General features: G+C 57.9%; 18 protein-coding genes. 15 read left to right on the top strand and 3 right to left on the bottom strand.

From position 1 onward, the window contains the following. The 5 genes from WNM05_RS12620 (at position 1) to WNM05_RS12600 (ending at position 5,789) form a co-directional block, all read left to right on the top strand. On the top strand, positions 1 to 1,521 hold the full coding sequence (locus WNM05_RS12620) for a tyrosine-type recombinase/integrase (protein WP_434627100.1): 1,521 nt from the start codon (positions 1 to 3) through the stop codon (positions 1,519 to 1,521). Beyond that, on the top strand, positions 1,518 to 3,851 hold the full coding sequence (locus WNM05_RS12615; protein ID WP_434627098.1) for a hypothetical protein: 2,334 nt from the start codon (positions 1,518 to 1,520) through the stop codon (positions 3,849 to 3,851). Before WNM05_RS12620 ends, WNM05_RS12615 begins: the two co-directional genes overlap by 4 nt. 34 nt (positions 3,852 to 3,885) lie before the next feature. Next, complete coding sequence (locus WNM05_RS12610; protein WP_434627097.1) at positions 3,886 to 4,317, top strand: hypothetical protein; 432 nt, start codon at positions 3,886 to 3,888, stop codon at positions 4,315 to 4,317. A gap of 36 nt (positions 4,318 to 4,353) precedes the next feature. Next, on the top strand, positions 4,354 to 5,190 hold the full coding sequence (locus WNM05_RS12605) for an alpha/beta fold hydrolase (protein ID WP_434627096.1): 837 nt from the start codon (positions 4,354 to 4,356) through the stop codon (positions 5,188 to 5,190). A gap of 329 nt (positions 5,191 to 5,519) precedes the next feature. Next, entirely contained in the window at positions 5,520 to 5,789 is a 270-nt protein-coding gene (locus WNM05_RS12600; RefSeq protein ID WP_434627094.1) for a HigA family addiction module antitoxin, read from the top strand. A gap of 40 nt (positions 5,790 to 5,829) precedes the next feature. Here the strand turns inward: WNM05_RS12600 and WNM05_RS12595 are convergent, their stop codons facing one another. After that, the gene (locus WNM05_RS12595; protein WP_434627093.1) at positions 5,830 to 6,579 is read right to left on the bottom strand and encodes a DUF2971 domain-containing protein; all 750 of its coding nucleotides are present in this window, start codon (positions 6,577 to 6,579) and stop codon (positions 5,830 to 5,832) included. A gap of 117 nt (positions 6,580 to 6,696) precedes the next feature. Here WNM05_RS12595 and WNM05_RS12590 point away from each other — a divergent pair, with 117 nt between their 5' ends. The 6 genes from WNM05_RS12590 (at position 6,697) to WNM05_RS12565 (ending at position 12,975) form a co-directional block, all read left to right on the top strand. After that, positions 6,697 to 7,398 carry an HNH endonuclease gene (locus tag WNM05_RS12590; protein WP_434627091.1) on the top strand — a complete coding sequence of 234 codons (702 nt, stop codon included), beginning with the start codon at positions 6,697 to 6,699 and terminating at the stop codon, positions 7,396 to 7,398. Between the two features lie 32 nt (positions 7,399 to 7,430). Continuing rightward, positions 7,431 to 8,342 carry a hypothetical protein gene (locus WNM05_RS12585; protein ID WP_434627089.1) on the top strand — a complete coding sequence of 304 codons (912 nt, stop codon included), beginning with the start codon at positions 7,431 to 7,433 and terminating at the stop codon, positions 8,340 to 8,342. Positions 8,343 to 8,395: 53 nt separating this feature from the next. After that, on the top strand, positions 8,396 to 8,797 hold the full coding sequence (locus WNM05_RS12580) for an antitoxin Xre/MbcA/ParS toxin-binding domain-containing protein (RefSeq protein WP_434627087.1): 402 nt from the start codon (positions 8,396 to 8,398) through the stop codon (positions 8,795 to 8,797). Positions 8,798 to 9,068: 271 nt separating this feature from the next. Further along, positions 9,069 to 10,028, top strand: a complete 960-nt coding sequence (locus WNM05_RS12575) for a hypothetical protein (protein ID WP_434627085.1) — start codon at positions 9,069 to 9,071, stop codon at positions 10,026 to 10,028. Between the two features lie 310 nt (positions 10,029 to 10,338). After that, the gene (locus tag WNM05_RS12570; protein WP_434627084.1) at positions 10,339 to 12,453 is read left to right on the top strand and encodes a putative bifunctional diguanylate cyclase/phosphodiesterase; all 2,115 of its coding nucleotides are present in this window, start codon (positions 10,339 to 10,341) and stop codon (positions 12,451 to 12,453) included. 96 nt (positions 12,454 to 12,549) lie between these two features. Beyond that, a complete protein-coding gene (locus tag WNM05_RS12565) occupies positions 12,550 to 12,975 on the top strand; it encodes an organic hydroperoxide resistance protein (RefSeq protein ID WP_434627083.1) in 426 nt (141 codons plus the stop codon). A gap of 100 nt (positions 12,976 to 13,075) precedes the next feature. On the opposite strand, the gene cysN is transcribed toward WNM05_RS12565, so the two are convergent. Next, a complete protein-coding gene (gene cysN / locus WNM05_RS12560; protein ID WP_434627081.1) occupies positions 13,076 to 14,515 on the bottom strand; it encodes a sulfate adenylyltransferase subunit CysN in 1,440 nt (479 codons plus the stop codon). Continuing rightward, on the bottom strand, positions 14,515 to 15,441 hold the full coding sequence (cysD, locus tag WNM05_RS12555) for a sulfate adenylyltransferase subunit CysD (RefSeq protein WP_434627079.1): 927 nt from the start codon (positions 15,439 to 15,441) through the stop codon (positions 14,515 to 14,517). The genes cysN and cysD overlap by 1 nt, the downstream gene beginning before the upstream one ends. A 345-nt stretch (positions 15,442 to 15,786) precedes the next feature. Between cysD and fliD the strand changes: the two genes are divergently transcribed. The 4 genes from fliD (at position 15,787) to WNM05_RS12535 (ending at position 21,480) form a co-directional block, all read left to right on the top strand. After that, positions 15,787 to 17,163 (top strand): flagellar filament capping protein FliD, encoded by a 1,377-nt coding sequence (fliD, locus tag WNM05_RS12550; RefSeq protein WP_434627077.1) that lies wholly within the window; start codon positions 15,787 to 15,789, stop codon positions 17,161 to 17,163. Between the two features lie 127 nt (positions 17,164 to 17,290). After that, positions 17,291 to 18,370, top strand: a complete 1,080-nt coding sequence (locus WNM05_RS12545; protein WP_434627075.1) for an LD-carboxypeptidase — start codon at positions 17,291 to 17,293, stop codon at positions 18,368 to 18,370. Positions 18,371 to 18,454: 84 nt separating this feature from the next. Continuing rightward, positions 18,455 to 20,905 (top strand): alpha/beta hydrolase family protein, encoded by a 2,451-nt coding sequence (locus WNM05_RS12540; RefSeq protein ID WP_434627073.1) that lies wholly within the window; start codon positions 18,455 to 18,457, stop codon positions 20,903 to 20,905. A 167-nt stretch (positions 20,906 to 21,072) separates the two neighbouring features. Next, positions 21,073 to 21,480: a hypothetical protein gene (locus tag WNM05_RS12535; RefSeq protein ID WP_434627071.1), complete on the top strand. Its 408-nt coding sequence runs from the start codon at positions 21,073 to 21,075 to the stop codon at positions 21,478 to 21,480. Positions 21,481 to 21,498 lie beyond the last annotated feature (18 nt).

Below are 21,498 nucleotides of genomic sequence, written 5' to 3'. Positions count from 1 at the left end.
ATGCAAACACACCCTCTTATCTCTATTACGCAACCAGATCCCGACGTTCTGACGGAAGTGGTCAAGCAATTGCCTCGCCTCCCTTCTTCGCTGCGCTATTACGATGAGCTTGAGGATGTTGTACGCTCAATCCCGCAGCCTGAAAGCAGTATGCGGTTTGAGATCATTGCCCAAGGCCGACAGTCGGGTATCGATTTTTCTTCTTATGATTCCGTGCACACATTGCTATTGAAGCATGTCTTTGCCTTCCTGTTGGCGCAAGATCTGAGTCCATTAACTGTTCTGATGTATTTTGGTGGGGCGCCACATCTATTACGGCAAAATCTGGAGGCGTTGGTAGCGAGCGGCCCAACCAGCGTGGGCTTGGTATGGACAATACTGCGAGCACGAGAAATGCCAGAATCGGCTTTTCTCTTAGCTAAATCATTATTGAGGCTACTTGCAGCCCATCAATTGCAAGGCTGGTCAAATAACTATGCAAACTTCCTAGCCTATGCTCTCCCCTTGCCGACGAAGGATAAGTACGCCAGCGTACGTTCCGGCGATGCCTTTTTGTTGGCAGAGGAAGAGGCGTTGATCGTTCGTTACTTGGATCAAATGTCCGAGTGGTTGAGGCTTACGCCAAATCGGGTTAACACGCCGGCCTTGTGCGATACAGGTATGCTGCTGTGTGCCTATCAATTTGCAATGCGTCCGATTCAGATTGCGATGGTCAAGCTGCGCGATGTACGCGTGTGGAACGATGATCCAGCCTCCCCGTCTGTGCACCTTACCTTTTACATGGCAAAGCAGAAAAGCGCATCAAAGACCACCCCTATGACTCGCAAGGTGAAACGCGAATGGTCTGTTTTGATCAAGGAGCTTTACATGCGGCGTAGGCAAGAAGGGGGAAGTGGTAAAGACCGACTATTTGACGCGTTTCAGCAGCCTCCTGGTCCCCGCATCGCCGCTGTGCTTGAAAAAATCCTGCCAGAAAGGGCCGCCGCCACGGATCTTCGTCATACTGCGGCCCAGCGCTTGGTTGATGCGGGCGCCAGCCAGGAGGAGCTTGCAGAGTTCATGGGGCACTCCGACATTACCACCGGTCTGGTGTATTACCGATCATCCGCCAACCAAGCAGAATTGGTGAACAAAGCACTTGGTCTGTCTGACATCTATACCAAGGTAGCAAGAATTGCCCACGACAAATTCATCAGCTCTGATGAATTGGCCGATCTGAAAGATGATCAGCAGATCGCAGGGGTTCCGCACGGTATTTCAATTGCCGGCATCGGAGGCTGTTCTAGCGGACAACCCCTGTGTCCATCCAACCCCATCTTGGCCTGCTATGGTTGTCACAAGTTTATGCCAGTCCACGAGATTCGTATTCACGAGCAGGTGCTTTCCGATTTTCGGGGCATTGTACTATTCTTTCACGAGTCGTCGCGTGGCGACAAAAATTCCCCAGCGTATCTACAGCTGCAACATACAATCTCATCCGTCGAGGCGATCATCGAAGAACTTCGCGGGGACGCTAAATGAACCAGCATTACCTATCATTTATCAAGCTCGGCCAAAGCTTAGCTGAGGAACGTGACATTTCATGGGTAATGTCTGTTGATGAAAAGGGAGCAGTTTCGACCGAAGAGCGTTGGAATCTCAATAAATTGGTTAAGGACGACCATCCGCCCTACTTCTATCTACGTGATTTTGGCTGCGATGTAAAATCGCTACAAACGTTGAATGCACAGCGAGCCAGTATAGATGCCCCTCAGGTAGAGCCATTTGTTTTGTCAGAATTCTGGCAAGACCTGATAAAGGCAGCGGTCACGATTCAATTGTTTTCCAAGCGCAATTCCGTTAACCATGTGGCAAACAATGTCATTCGTCCATTACGTGTCATTGCGACTTGCGTGGAAAACAAAGCCCCATGGGCTCTAGTTAATGATGATGTGCGACTCGCCGTGCAAGTCGGGAAAGTAGTCCAAGCTTCGGGAAAATTGGGAGATCAAGTAGCTGGCGTTGTGAAAACAGTTCTCGATGTCTACCATCTCACTGACGCCAGCCCGCTCTACCCTGCTCTGGCTGATCAACGGTTAAAGACCCGTCAAACCAGAAAAGCCAAGCACGTCAAATCTGAGGATGAACTGCGTCATGATTTGGACGAACGTAAGCGTGCCGAACGCCTGCCTGAACGACGAGCCTTCTGGGAACTCATTCGCATCATCATGACGGAGCAGCCCAAAACTTTCGTTGATGAGCTACGCTTCATTGGCCTAAAAACAATGATAGCCACGGGCTTTCGCATCGGAGAAAACGCACTACTGCCACTAGATTGGGGCCGGCGACGTGAATATACCAACCGGCACGGCGGGTTGGCAGGTGAACTAGGCGGCATATCCAGTTCGTTAATGATCCGCCACTTTGCCGAGAAACAGCAAACGGAGGGAAGTGACAGCCACGTACTGGTCGAAGCCACCCAGCATGTCCCTCAAGTGTTCGAGGAATTGATTTCTGATGCGCTGGACCGGGCTGCTGAATTAACAGCACCATTGCGGTCCACACTCCGGCGACAGGCTGAAACAGGCCGGCTTTTACCCTGGTTTGAGCGCGATGACATAGTACCAATAACGCAGCTATATCCGTATTTAGCCGGCAATCCTTTCTGGGCCCAACTTCCCGAGGATACGCGTGCATACTGGTTGGGCCGTTACAAGGATAGATTTGACGCCTCAGTTTTTGATACGCTGCACCGCATTCAAGTAGACGAGTATTTCTCACCTACTGGTGGTCGATTGGACATGGCTGCCTATCAATATTTTACTCGCCTTGGCAAGGCAATGAGTGCTTGCGATATTTTCTATCGGAGAAGTGATGGTAGTGCCATTTCCCCCGGTACTCGGATGCGCTGGGGCGGCGCGTTCCTGCATATTGGCGAGTTAGAAAATTATTTGCGTGACAACGTGCCAACCAAGGTGTCCGATCTTGCGCCATTCAAGCTGGCCAATGGGCAGCTGCAACCATGGGAATTGCTGCTGTTGCACCCGAAGCGATCTCTTATAGAGGAGCGGAATGGCGGACTCTGTGACATTACTCGGTATATGGCTGTCAATGTTCCCGACCCTTCATTTCTCGCCTGTGCGCTAATGCCGAAAAAAGATTCAGAGACCTTATTTACACGCTATGGCATGGGCGAGGAAGACCGTAATTTATCACTGACCTCCCACTCCTTACGCCACTTGCAAAACACCGAGCTGTTCCGGCTTGGGGTCGCAGACACCATCATCTCGAAACGATTCAATCGCCGTAGCGTCGCCCAAAGCTATGAGTACGATCATCGCAGTCTAGCTGAGGAACTCGACACAATGGAACTTCCAATGGAGGTTGAGTTCACCCTGGGAGAAAAAGCTACTACGGTTGCCAAGATGATCGCCACCGGAAAGGCGCACGGTCCGATTGTGGAAGCGTTCAAGCGTATCCAGGCAACCGAAGGCGATACTGCAGCGTTTGAATATCTCAAAGCAGAAGCTGACGGTTTCCACGCTACACCCTATGGACATTGTCTGAATAGCTTCACTGTTGATCCATGCCCGAAACACCTAGAGTGTTTTTCTGGCTGCCGCCACCTCTCAGCTACCAATCTGCCGGAGCAAAGGGCTGCATTGATTCGCTTGGAAGGTAAGCTCTCTTCAGCGCTGGATCTTGCTCAATCACGGTCATCGAAGAGTGTTGGCTGGAAGAACCAGATTGCGCATGTCACTGAGCGTCTGGATGGTGTCAGAAAGATACTTGCCACCGCAAAGGGAGAACACCCTTTCCCGAGTGGGCCTGACTTATCAAAGACACAAAAACGTGGGGTAATGGATGTCTAACGAAAACACTCTGCCGGCATTCGAGGATGCCGAGATGAAAAAGATTCTGGAAGACCTGCTGGCGAGCGATGAACCCATCACCGCTCGAGCCGTTTCTCGCCTCCATTCGAAGATGAGTGCGGCGTCAACGATCACTCGGCATCCTGCGCGTTCCAAATTGCTTAAGCACTACCAGGAACGTCAGGAACAATATCGCCGCTGGAGCGACAGGATTCCCAAGCAATCGAAGGCTGCTACTGCTGAGGCGCTGGCAGATAAGGATCTACGCATCGCAGAACTTGAAAAACAGGTCACATTGCTGACGGCCTCACATGTAGCAATGATACAGGCAGTCGGAGAATTGGGCGGATTTAGCAAGTGGGCTCAGTTCTTCGCCCACTATCGCGAGGCACGGGTCGAGCTAGAACAGCTTGGGGCTCTTCCTCTAGCAGAGATATCTCCTATGCCCTCTTTTGATAAAAACTAGCAAGCACCACTTCAGTCAAGCTCTTGACCAGCGGGGATGCAGGTCGTCGATCACAAAAACATGCTCACGTGTGATAGCGCGAATTGGGCGGCGAATAGCGCCGGCCTATCCTCGGCATGCGCCGAACGACACAGCAACCGGCCGGAAGGCGTTTGCACCAGGCAGCACCCCAGCCCCAGGACGAACCACAGCGGCAGCAGCGACTGGGTGCAGGCCGGCAGCGACCTGATAGACGCGGAGCTGGCGCGCGACAACCGTCCAGTCGTGCTTTACGGCCTGAGCGCCGGCGGCATGGAGACCTATCACGTCGCCGCGCGCAATCGCCGGGTCAAGGCCATCGCCGGCATGACCTTTCTCGATCAGCGCGATGCCCAAGTTCGTGACGAAACGGCGCTGAACCGCTTCATGAGCCGGGTGGGCGGCCCGATGCTGAACCTGACGGCAAAAACACCGCTGGCCGGCATGCGCTTGCCGATGAGCCTGACCAGCAAGATGAACGCGCTGGTCAACGACAAGCAGGCGCTGCAAGCCTTCATGCGCGACCGCTCTTCCGCCGGCAACGCCATGTCCATCGCCTTTCTCAGCTCCTACCTAAGCTACCAGCCGGCGCAGGAGCCGGAAGACTTCGCCGTCTGCCCCATCCTGCTGACGCAGCCGGCGCAGGACCGCTGGACGCCGCTGCATCTGAGCACGCCTTTCCTCAACCGGGTACGCCGAGTCCCGGTCAAGGTGGTTATGCTAGAGAATGCCGGACACTATCCGCTGGAACAGCCGGGCCTGTCGCAAATGGTCGAAGTCATCGACCGCTTCTATCAGGAGGCAACGGGGGCATCGGCTATCGGCGCCGCCGGCAAGATTCCTGAGACAAAATGACGGCAATGGGTAGGGCCCCTGACTTATCGCTCGCCTGACAACCTTGGCATCATAACCGTCGGCAGCTGGCCTTTATGTGATAAGCATTGAATGGCAGCATAAGTCCTTGCTCAAAATGACCAATATTTACTCAAAATGACTAATGCCAGCTATCCGTCTGACACTGCGTTAGCTACGGTAAATAGGTGTGCTGACCGAGGCACTGGTGATGCTGCTAGTGGAACGCAGCGTCAAAGCTAGTAAGAACTGGTATTGAGAAGGGTACATAAATGTCGATTGAGCAAAAGAGCTTGATATCATCATATAGTCTGCAATGGGAGAGAGCTTGAATGAGCCGTATGTACAATCCAGCACATCCTGGCGAAGTACTTAAGGACTGGCTGCAGGGCATCAGCATAACTGAGGCCGCTTGTAAGCTAAGCGTAACGCGTACCGCCCTCTCTCGCATCCTGCACGGCCATACCGGCATTAGTGCTGATATGGCGCTTCGTTTAGCAGAGGCATTGGGTACCAGCCCAGAGTTGTGGTTAGGAATGCAAACCGCCTGGGAGCTTTGGCAGGAGCAGCAGAAACCAAGGCCACGTGTGGAAAAGCTGTGACCCCCACCCTCCCCTTGGACTGAGAGCCCTCATACTTAGGCTAATTCTCTCCTTGAGCTAGCGAAATGTATTTCTCATAAGTCACTCTATCAAGCTGCCATGTTTTTTTATCCGGGAAGCACAAGTAAGGCACGCAATTCGGCAAATTGGTTTTAAATATATCAAAAAGACTGTCGGCATGATCTCCAAAATCAAGACCATACGAGAAAGTCACATCAACAATTGCATCTGCTGGAATTTGATAAATATATGGCCCATTCTCCTCCAGCCTTTTGACTGCTCTAATTTCCTCTTCGTAACCCCAGCTGCTATGCTTATGCAGAAAAACGCGCTGCAGCGCTTCTAAGTCCACAGAGGAAAAGGCACTTGCATCACCACTAAATAGACTATCCGAGTATGAGTCCTTGTAGTTATAATCAGGCTTGGTTGCGGTGTAAATAACACTTCCATACTGAACAGGAATCAATAGATTGCCCACACTTTTCAGCCCCGCTTTCTCTACATCAATCCCGATGACTGCGCCGGAGTGCAACCCATTCACATCATCCTTGCAATAATGTGCCCACATTAATTGATTGATTGGACTTCTGGAGAGACAAAGCATACCATACCTGCGCAATGCATTTTCTCGATTGAATTCACCAAAAATCTCTTCCGTCTTGTAGTCTTTAAAGAAATGGCACGACGTCTCAAACAGATCATTAAACGAATCACTAGGAGAAAATCTTAGCCCTGGGGTTTTGGAAATTATTTTCGCAGTCTCGTAACTAACGTATTTGTATAAGATCATGATTCCTGCCGAAGATTGAGTTAAGGTAGTTTTTCATGCTGTGTCTTGGGCTGCAAGAAGCAACACATACTGTATCAGTATAAATCACCAATCAAAACCAAAACAGAGATTAATTATATGGGCATGCCTCGCTATCTAGAAAATAAGTTCAACGAATTAGTAAAATCCACCGAGGAGAATGGGCAAATATGGGAGTTGGCTATTTTTGCAATTCGCGCAGGGGCATATTTCAATGGAAAAGTTTACAAACTTGAAGATAAAATAACATCAGATGTAATAAGTTATAAAAAATACTCCATTGATATATTCAAAGGGTACTTTAAAGCCAACCTTGCCAAGCGAATTTCAGGTCAAGACAATACAGCAAAAATTGAGGCCCGGCTTTATGTTGGCTTGAAAGATGGTGAATACGGAAAATACTCCGATCCCGTGGCAGAGTTTCGCTACATTAAAGTATCAAAATTTTTTACAAAAAAACTCCACGAACAGAACGCCATACGAGAGAAAAATGATCGATCCGAGCTGAATCTTTTAAGTAGAATAAAAGCGATCCAAGATAAAGTATATGCCTCCAGGGTATTCCCACCAACCTTGAGGGCTATTATATTTGAGCGTGACAAGCATTGCTGTCAAGCGTGCGGAATGCATAAAATTAAACTTATGAAACTTGGCTTTCACTTAGAGGTAGACCATACTCTAGCATGGGAGGATGGCGGAAAAACCTGTTACAAAAATGGACAAACCATATGTAGCAAATGCAACATTGCCAAGCATCACGCAAAAAATTATTTTAGAATGAAGGAGTTGCTGGAGATGTAAAATTATCCCAAATTTAACCATAGGCGATGCAAATGCGTTTGCTTAACGAAATAATTGACACTCTGAGCTCAAATGATCAAAGTTTAGAAAATGCTTTATTTAAGGCCCAAGTCTTAGCTCATAAGCTTGGTGAAGAAGAAATGAAGCAATGGGTCGGAAGTGAGATAAAAGGCTATCACAAAGATGTTGCTCTGCCGGACTATAGAAAGTTGCCAGTCACCATTTTTGGCAACGTTGCAAATGTGGCATGGATGCATAAAAGTATTGCACTAGCAACAAAAGGGATAGAAGCTGAAGTCCGTAAGCAAATTGAAATCTATTATGCCAGAGATAGCATTTCTGTTGTTGAGAAATGGGGCAAGGAAGGTAATGATATGTCTCTGATTATTCCGCCAGAGTACTATCATTATTTAAGTAAAGCCCTTAGTCCTGGCTTTGTCATTCAAAACGCTTGGGGAAAGTGCTCACCTGGGGCCTTTACTCAAATAAAGTCTGAAGTTAAAAGTCGATTGCTAGAACTAGTTCTTCAGGTTTCAGATAAAATACCTCAGGAGCCAGATCCCGAATCTATCAAGCAAGTTTCTAAGGAGATTGCTGTGTCTGAATTGTTTCGGAATACAGTATTTGGCGACAATACAACCATTCTTATTGGTGATGGAAACTCGCAGAAAGTAATTAATAAAATCCATCAAAATGACATGGGCAGCTTGGTTCAAGGCCTTCGTGAGCAAGGGATTTCAGAGCAAGATTTACAGGAAATGGAAATGGCTATAGATCAAGATCGCGGGTCAGAAGCGGTCATGCGAAAAGAAATGGGGCCCAAGGTTAAAAAATGGATCGCAGGAATGGTTGCAAAAGCTGCTGATGGTGCTTGGAACGTATCGATCGCTGTAGCCGGAGGATTGCTGAGTCAGTCGATTTCTGCGTATTATGGTTTTAATTAGAGTATGTGTGAGAAAGTATATTGATGAAGTCCCTCATCACGGAGTAACGGGCCATGGCATTAGAAAAGTGGGCATTGCTTGATGCGCCAGTAAACGAGCAAATCCATGCAATTCGTACAGGGCTGCCCGTAAGTTTTTTGACTCTTGCGGCCGAGCAACTGCAGCTACCTAGAGAAATGCTCTGCGATGTCATTGGCTTCGTCCCTCATATTCCTTCCAAGAACCACGAAACAATTGGGACTTTGGATCCAGCAGTTAGCGAAAGGCTACTGCGAGTAGTAAGTTTTGCCATGGATGCGGCTGCCGTACTAGGAAGTGATGTAATGGCCTGCGAGTGGTTAAGTCACCATCATCCCGAATTGGGTTGCCGTCCGCTAGACTTACTTGATACTGCTCTTGGCGCTACGCTGGTGAAACGGATTCTCCACTCGATTTCCTGGGGTTTGCCGGTTTAGTTTCAAAATCAATGCTCTGTCTACTAAGGGTAAAGCCATGCCCAAGCTCAAATCAATCATACCAGTGACGACTACACCTCCTGCGAGCACCGCTTCAACGTCTGCTTACGATTCTTATTTTCGTCAAGCGGTCCAAGCTGCTCTGGACGATGCGGATCCCGGCATCCGACATGAGAAGGTCAAACACGATTTCGCCAGCAAGCGGGCCTCGCTACTGACACGCCAAATACTCGACTAAAGGGATTGCGGTCATTCCCGTTGAGATCTATCCATGGACACGATCCTCAAAAATGCCATTGCCTCGATCCAAATCGGTGTCGAGGACTATCTTGTCGGGGATGATCGGCGAAGTCTTTCGGCCATACGCAACGTCACAGCCGGCATTTTGCTGCTTTTCAAGGAAAAGCTACGTCAGCTCTCGCCCCCCGGATCTGATGAGGTACTCATTAAGAAAGACATGCGGCCTGTACATCTCCCAGATGGGAGCGTTACTTTCTGCGGGTATGGCAAGTCAACTGTTGATGTTCAACAGATCAAAGAACGCTTCATGTCACTTGGCATAACAGCAGATTTCAACCATTTAGACGAAGTTATCAAGCTACGCAACAACATCGAACACTACATGACAACTGCTACGGCCGAGACTGTTCGTGCAGTACTGGCAAAGTCGTTCGTTGTCATTCGCGACTTTATTGCTATCCAACTCGAAGAGGAACCCGCCGACCTTTTGGGTGACCAGGCCTGGAGCGTATTGCTGACACAGAACGAAGTGTATGAGCGTGAGCTGGCCTCATGCCACGACGCCATGGGAGTAATACGGTGGAAGTTGGCACCTGGAAGCCGGATCGCCGCTTACATTCGCTGCGTTTACTGTGGCTCTGAATTGGTGAAGCCCTTAGACCCTAACATCGGGTACCACGAAGAACTGATCTTCCATTGCGCGGCTTGCGCGCAAGACTCGAACTTCGATCAAATCATTGAGGACGCGGTTGACGACTGCTACGCAGTTGACAGCTACATTGCCATTAAGGATGGAGGGGATGAGCCTGTGGCAATGTGCCCCAATTGTGTCAGGCATACATTTATCTGCGAAAACGGTGTCTGCATTGCATGCGAGGAAGGTCTTCACCACTCGAATTGTGAGGTGTGTGGTGAGGCACTTGGGCCTGACGATCAGGAATATGGAGGACTGTGTGGCTACCATGCTTGGCAAGCTCAACGGGACGATTGAGCGCTCTCCTGCTTCCTCCTTACGCAACAGTCACTGTGACGGTGCGAGCATATCAGGTCATTTTGCACCATCGGGTGTTGCTACCATCAAGACGATGTTGCGCAACAAATAGCGCCATCAGCCATACGCAACGGCTTTGAAAGCCATTTCTCTAAAATTTCTATATTTTACAAGCCATTTGTTGGTGCAACATGAACCGCAATTACCAAGTTTGCGAATTATTGGTTATGGAAGCTGCCGAGTGTTACGACCATGCACTGCGAACTCTTGGCCTACACTGACTATCATCCCGTGAGCGCGCGAGCCCGCCATGGCCAGACACCGTTCATCCGCAGCCGGCCGGCCATTTCGACTGGTGCCCTACTTCTTCATCTTGTCCTTGCTGCTGATGGGCAGCGCCACCGCGCTGATGGCTGGCTATCTGCGGCATTACTCGGCGGAGCAACTGCTGAAGCTGGAAAAGAGCCGGGCCGCTTCGTTGGCGCAGATCTTCGAGAATTCACTGTGGCCGGGCTTTCGCCCGCTGATTCCGCTGGCCGGACAGCCGGACCGCCTGCGACAGGTGGCGCGCCAGGCGCAATTGCGCGACGCCGTGGTGCGGCTGATGCGAGGCACGGACGCGATCAAGCTGAAAGTCTACGCCTTGAACGGGCTGACGCTGTTCTCCACCGACACGCGGCAGATAGGCGAAGACGAAAGCGATAATCCCGGCTTCCGCTCGGCGGCGTCGAACACGCCGGCCAGCGAACTGGCGCACAGCCACAGCATAGACGCGTTCGAGCATACGCTGACCGAGCGCGACATCATTTCCACCTATGTGCCGGTGCATGGGCCGGACGGCAAGGTCGAGGGCGTGCTGGAGATCTATCTGGACGCCACGCCCTTCATCTCGAGCACGGCGCGTCAGCTGATGTGGCTGACGTTGGCGATCTGCGGGCTGATGGGCGTATTGTTCGTGGCCCAGATGCTGGTGGTGCGCCATGCCGGCCGCGTCATCGCCCGTCAGGCCCGGGCGCTGGCCGACGCCAACCGCGATCTGGACCATCGCGTCGCCGAGCGCACCCGAGAACTGGAAGGCGCCAACCGCCGGCTGGAGGACGAGATCGCCGAACGCCGTCGCGCCGAGGAGACGCTGGACAGGCTGGCGCATCACGATCCGCTGACCGGCCTGCCCAACCGCCTGCTGTTCCAGCAACGCCTGCATCGCTTGTTGGAACGGTCCTCGCTTGGCGAACACGGCCTGGCACTGCTGTACGTCGACCTGGACCGTTTCAAGGATGTCAACGACACGCTGGGCCACTATATCGGTGACCAACTGCTGATCGCGGTCGCCGCCCGCCTCTCCGGCCATGTCCGTTCGGGCGATCTGCTGGCCAGGCTGGGCGGCGACGAATTCGTCTGCATACTGGAGCAGCCAGGCAACCGCGCCGCCGCCGACGATATGGCTCGCAAGCTGCTGTCGCTGTTCAATAAGCCGTTTGCGATCAACGGCAACGATATCTATCTGTCCGCCAGCATCGGCATCAGCTTCGCGCTGAGCGACGGCGTCGATGTCGACACGCTGGTGCGCAACGCGGACCTGGCCATGTACCAGGCCAAGGCCGCAGGCCGCAACCGCTGCCAGCATTACACGCCGCAGCTGTCGGCCGCCGCAGCCGAACGCGTCGCCATCGAGCGGCATCTGCGCCGGGCGATAGAGGGCGGAGAGATCGATGTGCACTTCCAGCCCAAGGTTGACTCCTCCAGCGGCGCGCTGGTCGGGGCCGAGGCGCTGGCGCGCTGGAATAGCGAGGCCTTGGGAACGGTCGGCCCCGCCCGCTTCATTCCCATCGCCGAAGACAGCGGCCAGATCGTCGCGCTTGGCGAGCTGGTGCTGGAGAAGACCTGCCGCCAGTTGGCGCAATGGCGCGACGACGGCGTCGCCCTGCCCCCGGTTTCGGTCAATCTGTCGGCGCGTCAGCTGGAGCTGGAAGGCTTTCCCGGGCGGGTACGGGCGGTGTTGGACCGGCATCGCCTGTCGCCGGCGTTGCTGGAGCTGGAAATCACCGAAAGCGTGATCATGGCGGCCGACGACGCCCTGGCCGCGTTGGAGGCCTTGCGCGCGCAGGGCGTGCGGCTGTCCATCGACGATTTCGGCACCGGCTATTCGTCGCTGGCCTATTTGCGCCAGCTGCCGGTGCAGGCCTTGAAGATAGACCGGACCTTCATTCTCGGCATAGGCGCCGGCGGCGGCGAGGCCATCATCCGCAGCATCGTGTCGCTGGCCGCCAGCCTGGGGCTGGAGACGGTGGCGGAAGGCGTGGAGAGCGCCAGCCAGGTGGATTTCCTGGGTTCGGCCGGTTGCACGGTGATCCAGGGTTTTTATTATGGCCGCCCTGCACCGGCGGACGATTTCGCCGCGCGTTGGCTGACGGCGCAGCCGTAAACATCGGCACACCGTCCTTTGAGACGGCGCGCCGGCTCCGGCCGTTCCCCGCGGGCGATAATCGTCCCGCTTTCAACCCGCATGAAAGGCGATGAGATGAACAAACTGGAAAAAGTGTTGTATACCGCCAGGGCCCATACCACCGGCGGCCGCGACGGCCGCTCGGTCAGCGACGACGGCCTGCTGGACGTCAAGCTGGCGGTGCCGAAGGCGATGGGCGGCGCCGGCGGCGCGACCAACCCCGAACAGCTGTTCGCGGCGGGCTATTCGGCCTGCTTCATGGGAGCCCTCCGCCATGTGGCCGGGCAGAAGAAGATCGCGGTGCCGGCCGACGCCGCGATCGACGCCAGCGTATCGATAGGGCCGATTCCGCAGGGCTTCGGCATCGCCGCGCAGCTGACGGTCAGCCTGCCCGGCCTGGAGCGCGCGGTGGCGCAGGAACTGCTGAATGCCGCGCACCAGGTGTGCCCGTACTCGAATGCCACCCGCGGCAATATCGAAGTCGATATCGTCCTCAAATAGCGCGCCTGCCAGGCACGCCTGGCTTCTGGACGCCAGAGCGAATGACGAACGCCCCGGCATGCCGGGGCGCTTTGCATCGCATCGTCGCCGGTGTGACTGCTCAGGCTTCGCCGCCCCCGCTCAAGCGGCGCGCCAGCTCGGCGCGCGTCATCTGCGGAAAATGCTTGCCCAGCAGCTGGTCCAGCTCCAGCTCGAAGTGCTGCCATGGCGTCAGCTCGGTCACGCCGGCGTCGTCGTTCGGCGAGGCGATCATGCCGGCGGCGACGGTGCCGTTGCCTTGCCGGTCTATGATGATCAGACTGCCGCTGCCGCGGCAGTCGCGGTAAGGGTCGAAGGCGGCCGGGCTGTTCAGCGTGATCCGGCACAGGCCGATCTCGTTCAGCGCCAGCGTCTCCGCCGGACTGTCCTCCAGCGTGTTGACGTCGGTGCGGTGCACGATGGCCTCGATGCGGCCGGTCACGAATTTGCCGGCCAGCTTGAAGCCGTATTCCTTGCCCGGACGCAGCGGCGTCTCGCCCATCGCCACCAGATGGGCGTTGAAGCTGCGGGACACATAGGGACGGGCCTCGTCGGCGCGCACCAGCATGTCGCCGCGGGAGATGTCGATCTCGTCCTCCAGCGTCAGCGTCACCGCCTGACCGGCCTGGGCGCGAGCCAGCCGGCCGTCGAAGGTGACGATCTCCTTGACCCGGCTCTGCCTGCCGGACGGCAGGGCCAGCACCGTGTCGCCCGGATGGACGGCGCCGCTGGCGATGGTGCCGCAGAAGCCGCGGAAGTCCAGATTGGGCCGGTTGACGTACTGGACCGGCAGCCGGAAGGCCGACAGCGGGGCATCGTGGCCTATCTGTATCGTTTCCAGCAGATGCATCAGCGTCGAACCCTTGTACCACGACGCGGCCTCGGTGCGGCCGACCACATTGTCTCCGCGCAAGGCCGAGATCGGTACGAAGCGGATGTCCGGAATGCTCAGGTGGGCGGCGAAGGTCAGGTATTCGTCGCGGATGCGGTTGAACACTTCCTCGCTGTAGTCGACCAGGTCCATCTTGTTGACGGCGACGATGACGTGGCGGATGCCGAGCAGGCTGACGATGTGGCTGTGGCGGCGGGTCTGCGTCTGCACGCCGCGCCTGGCGTCGATCAGGATGATGGCCAGATTGCTGGTCGAGGCGCCGGTGGCCATATTGCGCGTGTACTGCTCATGGCCCGGGCAGTCGGCGATGATGAATTTGCGTTTGTCGGTGCTGAAGTAGCGGTAGGCGACGTCTATGGTGATGCCCTGCTCGCGCTCGGCCTGCAGGCCGTCCACCAGCAACGCCAGGTCGATGTCCTGGTCGGTCGTATTGTATTTCTTCGAGTCGCGGGCGATCGCGGCCAACTGGTCCTCGAAGATCAGCTTGGAGTCGTGCAGCAGCCGGCCGATCAGCGTGGACTTGCCGTCGTCCACGCTACCACAGGTGATGAAGCGCAGCAGGTCCTTGTTCTCGTGCTGGCGCAGGTATTCCAGGATATCCCCGGCGATCAGTTCGGATTGGTGCGACATCAGAAATACCCTTCCATTTTCTTCTTTTCCATCGAGCCGGCACTGTCGTGGTCTATCAACCTGCCCTGCCGCTCCGAGGTCTTGGTCAGCAGCATTTCCTGGATGATCTCAGGCAGCGTCGCCGCCTCCGACTCCACCGCGCCGGTCAGCGGATAACAGCCCAGCGTGCGGAAGCGCACCTTGCGCGTCGTGATGCTGGCTTTCTCCTCGGGCGTCAGGTACTCGAGAATGCGCTCGTCGTCTATCATGATCAGCATGCCGTCGCGCTCCACCACCCGGCGTTCGGCGGCGAAATACAGCGGCACGATCTCGATATTTTCCAGATAGATGTATTGCCAGATGTCGAGCTCGGTCCAGTTCGACAGCGGGAACACCCGTATGCTTTCCCCCTTGTCTATCCGGCTGTTGTAGATGTTCCACAGCTCAGGGCGCTGGTTTTTCGGATCCCAGCGGTGGTTCTTGTCGCGGAAGGAGTAGACGCGCTCCTTGGCGCGGCTCTTCTCCTCGTCGCGGCGCGCGCCGCCGAAGGCCGCGTCGAAGCGGTACTTGTTCAAGGCCTGCTTCAACGCCTCGGTCTTCATCACATCGGTGTGCCGGGCCGAACCGGCGGTGAACGGATTGACGCCGGCGTCGACGCCGTCCTGGTTGACGTGGACCAGCAGGTCCCAGCCGTTCTCGCGCGCCTGCTTGTTCCTGAGCGCGATCATGTCGCGGAACTTCCAGGTGGTGTCGACATGCAATAGCGGGAACGGCGGCTTGCCGGGAAAGAACGCCTTCTTCGCCAGGTGCAGCATCACCGCGGAGTCTTTGCCTATCGAATAGAGCATCACCGGGTTTTCGAATTCCGCCGCCACCTCGCGGATGATGTGGATGGATTCGGCTTCCAGTTGTTGCAGGTGGGTCAGCCTTGCTTGATCGATATCCATGCTTGCAGCCTGTTCTATGGTTGCAGTCAATCTACCGGAAATATTCGAGGGTATTCAAAACCGATTGGATATATCAATATAAGCTTAGCAAATCTTAAAATCTTCAATGCTGGAATATGGATTACGGGCAAGCCGAGCGGGCTGGCGCGGTGCTAAGATCAATCCAGATACCCGGCTAAAGTTTTGTCCGCCGGCGCCGATAAAGCGTCAACCGGTGCCATATCGCACCACGCTGGCAAGACAGCGGCGACAGACCGCGCACTCCGTGATGACAGCCAGACAACAGCCCTAAACGCAACACGCCCGCCTGATGGCAGCTCAGGGGGGCCACTGGGAGACGACGTCATGTCATCCATCAGCGCCACAGCAGGTCCATTGGACGTGCAATCCATCGTCAGCCAACTGATTCAGGCCGACTCGCAGCCGCTCACCCAGAGCCAGCAGCGCGTCAGCAACTACCAGTCCGAGCTGAGCACGCTGGGCCAGGTCAGTTCCGCGCTGTCCAGCCTGCAGAGCGCCGCCACCACGCTGGCCTCCGGCACGTTTCTGCAGCAGTTCACCGCCTCCTCCTCGGACGGCACCGTGGCCAGCGTCTCCGCCACCAGCGGCGGCACCGCCGGCACCTATGCGCTGAATGTCACGCAGATGGCGCAGTCGCGGCAGTTGGTGTTCGACCGGACCTCCGGCGGTACGTCCATCACCGATCAGAACGCCACGCTGTCCGGCGCGCCGTCGTCGCTGACCTTCAATGTCGGCGGCACCAGCAGCACCGTCCAGCTGGGCAGCAATGTCTCGCTGTCGTCGATCGCCAGCAGCATCAACAGCGCCGGCATAGGCGTGAACGCGTCCATCGTGCAGTACAACAACAATTACTCGCTGGTGCTGAACTCGTCGCAGTCCGGCTCCACCAACACCTTCTCGATCACCGCCGGCGGCACCGACAGCAACGGCACGTCGGGCAATACGCTGGCCGGCCTGCAGCAAAGCAGCACCGCCGCCAGCGAATCGGCCAATGCCCAGAACGCGTTGATGACGGTGAACGGCGTCAGTGTCTCGTCCAGCAGCAATACCGTGACCAATGTGGTCAACGGCGCCAGCATCACGCTGGAAAAACTGGGGCAGACCACGATCAATATGAGCCAGAACACGTCGGGCATCGCCTCGACGCTGCAGACCTTCATCTCGGCCTACAACCAGGTGGTCAGCACCACCAACTCGGCCACCACCAGCACCACCACCGTCGGCAGCACGCCGACCAATACCGACATCAGCTCCGACCTGACCGGCCTGCACGACCAGCTGGCCGGCCTGCTCGGCACGCCGGTGTCGGGCGTGGATCCGGTCAACTCCTACGCCTATCTCGCCCAGGTGGGCATCACGCAGAACGCCGACGGCACGCTGTCGCTGAACTCCACCACGTTCAACGCGGCCCTGGCCGCCAACCCGTCGGCGGTGAGCAATCTGTTCGGCAATCCGCAGAATACCGGCATAGGCAATGTGTTCAACACCACCATCAACTCGCTACTTGGGCCGGGCGGCATGATCACCAGTGACCAGACCAATATCAACAGCCAGGTGACGACCGAGCAGCAATTGCAGCAGCAACTGCAAAGCCAACTGAGCACCGAGCAGACCAATCTGCTGACCGAATACTCCAACCTGAACAGCGAGCTGGCGCAGATGGAGCAGGCCTCCACCAGCATGGCCAACCTGATCGCCTGAGCGCTCCGATCGTTGTCGGGCGGCGTCCATTCTGGAGGCCGCCTTTTCTTTTGGCGTATACTCCGGGGATTCCGTCGCCGGCCCGTGGCGAATGGAACCGATGCCAGCCTTATCCGTCCGACTCTAGATGATTCCCGATATCGACCTCTCCCGCCGCCGGCTGCTGCAAAGCCTGACCATAGGCGCCGGCGCAGCCGCCCTGCAAGGATGCCGCACAATGATAGACCAGAACGTTCCGTCCGCCCCGCCGGCCAGCCACCGCCTGTACCTGACCGCCTGCTCCGGCATCGTGCCGGCCAGGCAGCAGCAGCTGGCGCTGCCTCGACTGCGGCAGGCGGGCTTCGCGTTGGAGAACACCGAGGCGCTGGCGCGCAGCCATCAGCGCTTCGCCGGCACCGACGCCGAGCGGCTGGCCGATTTGAACCGCCTGCTGGCCCAGCCGCAGCTGCCGCAAATGGTGCTGGCCGCGCGCGGCGGTTACGGCGCGATGCGCCTGCTGCCGCAACTGGACCTCGCTCGCCTGGGGGCGCGCGTTCGCGAAGCGCGCTCGCTGCTGGTCGGCTACAGCGACTTCAGCGCCATCCAACTGGCGCTGCTGGCCAAGAGCGGCGTCGGCAGCTTCGCCGGTCCGATGCTGGGCGATTTCGGCAGCGCCGCGCCCAGCGCCTACGCCATCGACGAATTCTTCCGCACCGTCACCACGCCGCAGCGCAGTCTGAACGTGGCCGGCCCCCATGCCAGCGCCCGCGGCGAAGGGCTGTTCTGGGGCGGCAACCTCAGCGTGCTGTCCAGTCTGGTCGGCACGCCCTATCTGCCGGACGTCAAAGGCGGCCTGCTCTTCCTCGAGGATGTCGGCGAGCAGCCGTACCGGGTGGAGCGGATGCTGCAGCAGCTTTACCTGTCCGGCGTGCTGACGAAGCAGCGGGCGATCTTCCTCGGCGATTTCTCCATGCGCAAGCATGTCGACGTCTACGATCCGGGCTACGACTTCGACGCGGTGGTGGCCGAGCTGCGCCGCATCAGCGGCGTGCCGGTGTTCACCGGCCTGCCCTTCGGCCATATCGCCGACAAGACGACGCTGCCGCTCGGCTTCCCCGCGCGCTTTGAGGCCGACGAGTCGGGGCTCGCGCTGCAGTTCTTCGACTATCCGACGGTATCGCCGCAGGGCCTGCAGCCGCAGGCGCTGCTGGGGACCCAGGTGGCCTGAGTCCGAATGCCAGTCGCTTGACGACGGCGGCGCAATGGCGCAGTTTGGCATCTTTACGTCAGCCGAATTGCCCTTGGAGATTGCATGACCCTCAGCCGCACACCGTTGGCCGGATGGATTCTGGCCGTTCTTCTCGCACCCGGCGCGGCGGGCGCCGCCGATGGCTACCAGACGCCGCCGCCCGAGCTGGCGGCGCTGGTCAACGCGCCGCGCACCCCGCTGCAGTCGCTGAATCCGCAGCGCGACACCATCCTGCAGACCAGCCGGCCGGGCCTGCCCGGCATCGCCGACGTATCGCAGCCGGAGCTGAGGCTGGCCGGCCTGCGCATCAATCCTGGCATGCGCGCCGCCAGCCGCTTCGATTTCGGCAACGGCCTGACCCTGCTCGACATCGCCAGCGGCAAGAGCCGGGCGGTGGCGGGCCTGCCGGAGAGCCCCCGCATCGCCGACAGCCAGTGGGCGCCGGACGGCAAGCGCGTGGCCTTGGCGCTGTGGGGCGCCAAAGGGGTGGAATTGTGGCTGCTTGACGTGTCCAGCGCCCGCGCCCGCCGTTTGGGCGCCTTTCACCTGAACGCCGTCAGCGGGCGGGGCTTCGCCTGGATGGGCAATCAGTTGCTGGTGAAGCTGGTTCCGGCCCGGCAGGGACCGGCGCCGCTGAAACCGTCGACGCCGACCGGCCCCAACATCCAGCAGAGCATAGGCGGTAAGTTGTCGCAGACCCGCACCTATCCCGATCTGCTGAAGACCCCGTACGATGCCGATCTGCTGGACTATCAGCTGAGCAGCCAACTGGCGCTGGTGGACATGGACGGCAAGACGCGGCTGATCGGCCAGCCCGACCGCTACCTGGCCGTGCAGCCGTCGCCCAACCGTCAGTATCTGCTGTCGGCGCGTCTGCAACGCCCCTACTCCACGCTGGTGCCGATCAACCGCTTTCCGCAGCGGATAGAGGTGCTCGACCTTCAAGGCCGCAGCCTGCGCCTGCTGGCGCAACGGCCGCTGCTGGAGCGGATGCCGTCCGGCAACGACGCGGTGGAAACCGGCCCGCGCAGCGTCGAATGGCGCGCCGACGCGCCGGCGACGCTGTTCTGGGCCGAGGCCCAGGACGGCGGCGATCCGGAGGCCGCGGCCAAGGTCCGCGACGCCTTGTATCTTCAGGCGGCGCCGTTCAAGCAGCCGCCGTTCAAGTTGCAGGAGCTGGCCAGCCGCTTCGCCGACATCCAGTGGGGCCGCGGCGATCTGGCCCTGGTCAGCGAGTACTGGTGGAAGACGCGCGATCTGAAGACCTGGCGCGTCAGGCCCGCCGAGCCGGGCAAGCCGGCCGAACTGCTGAATCGGCGCAGTTCCGAAGACCGCTATGCCGATCCGGGCAGCCCGGCGATGGTCAGCAACGCCGACGGCCAGCCGGTCTTGCAGACCAGCGCCGACGGCGGCAGCCTTTATCTGCTTGGAGACGGCGCCAGCCCCGACGGCGACCGCCCCTTCATCGACCGGCTGGACCTGGCCGGCAACAAGACCACCCGCCTGTGGCGTTCGCAAGCGCCGTGGTACGAACAGCCGCTGGCGGTTCTGGACGACGGCAAGCGCGCGCTGCTCAGCCGGGAACAGGCGGAAACGCCGGCCAATCTGTATCTGAGGCGGTTGGACCAGGCCGACGGGCTGCGCCAGCTGACTTTCTTCCCTCACCCGACGCCGCAGTTGAAGGGCGTGCAGAAACGGCAGCTGCGCTACAAGCGCGCCGACGGCGTCGATCTGAGCGCCACGCTGTATCTGCCGCCCGGCTACGATGCCAAACGCGATGGTCCGCTGCCTATGCTGATGTGGGCCTACCCGGCCGAGTTCAAGAGCGCCGACACCGCCGGACAGGTCACCGATTCGCCGTACCGCTTCAATCGAATCGGGTACTGGGGGCCGGAAGCGCTGCTGACGCGCGGCTACGCGGTGCTGGACGACCCCTCTATGCCCATCATCGGCGTCGGCAAGCAGGAGCCCAATGACAGCTATCTGCCACAGCTGAAGATGGACGCGCAGGCGGCGGTGGACGAGGTGGTGCGTCTCGGCGTGGCCGATCGCGACCGCATCGCCATCGGCGGCCATTCCTACGGTTCCTTCATGACGGCCAATCTGCTGGCGCACACCCGTCTGTTCCGCGCCGGCATCGCCCGCTCCGGCGCCTTCAACCGCACGCTGACGCCGTTCGGCTTCCAGTCGGAGGAGCGCAGCTTCTGGCAGGCCAAGGACGTGTATCAGACGATGTCGCCGTTCAATTACGCCGAGCAGATCAAGGACGCGCTGCTGCTGATCCACGGCGAGGCCGACAACAATCCGGGCACCTTTCCGCTGCAGAGCGAGCGGATGTACCAGGCGCTGCAGGGCTTGGGCGGAACGGTGCGGCTGGTGATGCTGCCGGCGGAAAGCCACGGCTACCGCGCGCGCGAATCGATTCTGCACATGCTGTGGGAGGAGGATCGCTGGCTGGATCAGTACGTCAGGCACGCGGCGCCGCGCGCGCAGCAGGCCGCCGCGCCGCGATAGACGGCGCCGCCGCCGGGGCGGCCCGCCACCCGAAGCCCGGCGCCGCCGGGCTTTTGCATCACCGCCGGGCCGGCGGCGTCGTTTTCCGCCATACACACATATTCGGCTTGCGCTTTGATTCCATGTGTACAAAATGGATTATAAGGAGAGACAAAGGCAGAAAACCCATGCGAGACAACAACGGCCGCCGCATCTATATCGAGCAGCCCGGCCGGCCCAGGCTGTATCAGTTCGATGACATGCCCGGCTACGAGGTGGTCGGCGTGATCACACTGGCGGGGAGAAGCGGCGCACTGCTGAGGAAATACAGCAACGGCGTCTACAGCATGGCCAACTCGGGCATCCTGCGGCCGCTGGACCAGCGGCTGGTGAAAATGGCGCTGGGCATCGCCTCCAATGCCGGCGCGCCGCCGAGAATGGAGGGCGGCGCGCGGCACAATGTCTATCTGGACGCGGAAAGCATAGATATCGCCCAGGCGCTCGGGGACGGCAATATCAGCCGGGGTATACGGCTGGCGCTCAGAGCCCGCGCCGACGCCGACCGAGACGAGCCGCCCGGCCGGGCCGTGGCCTGAGCGGACGGTGGGACGCCG

The sequence above is a fragment of the Chromobacterium sp. CV08 genome, from assembly GCF_051129845.1.
Lineage (GTDB): Bacteria > Pseudomonadota > Gammaproteobacteria > Burkholderiales > Chromobacteriaceae > Chromobacterium.
This window is presented reverse-complemented; position numbering and strand designations above follow the sequence as displayed.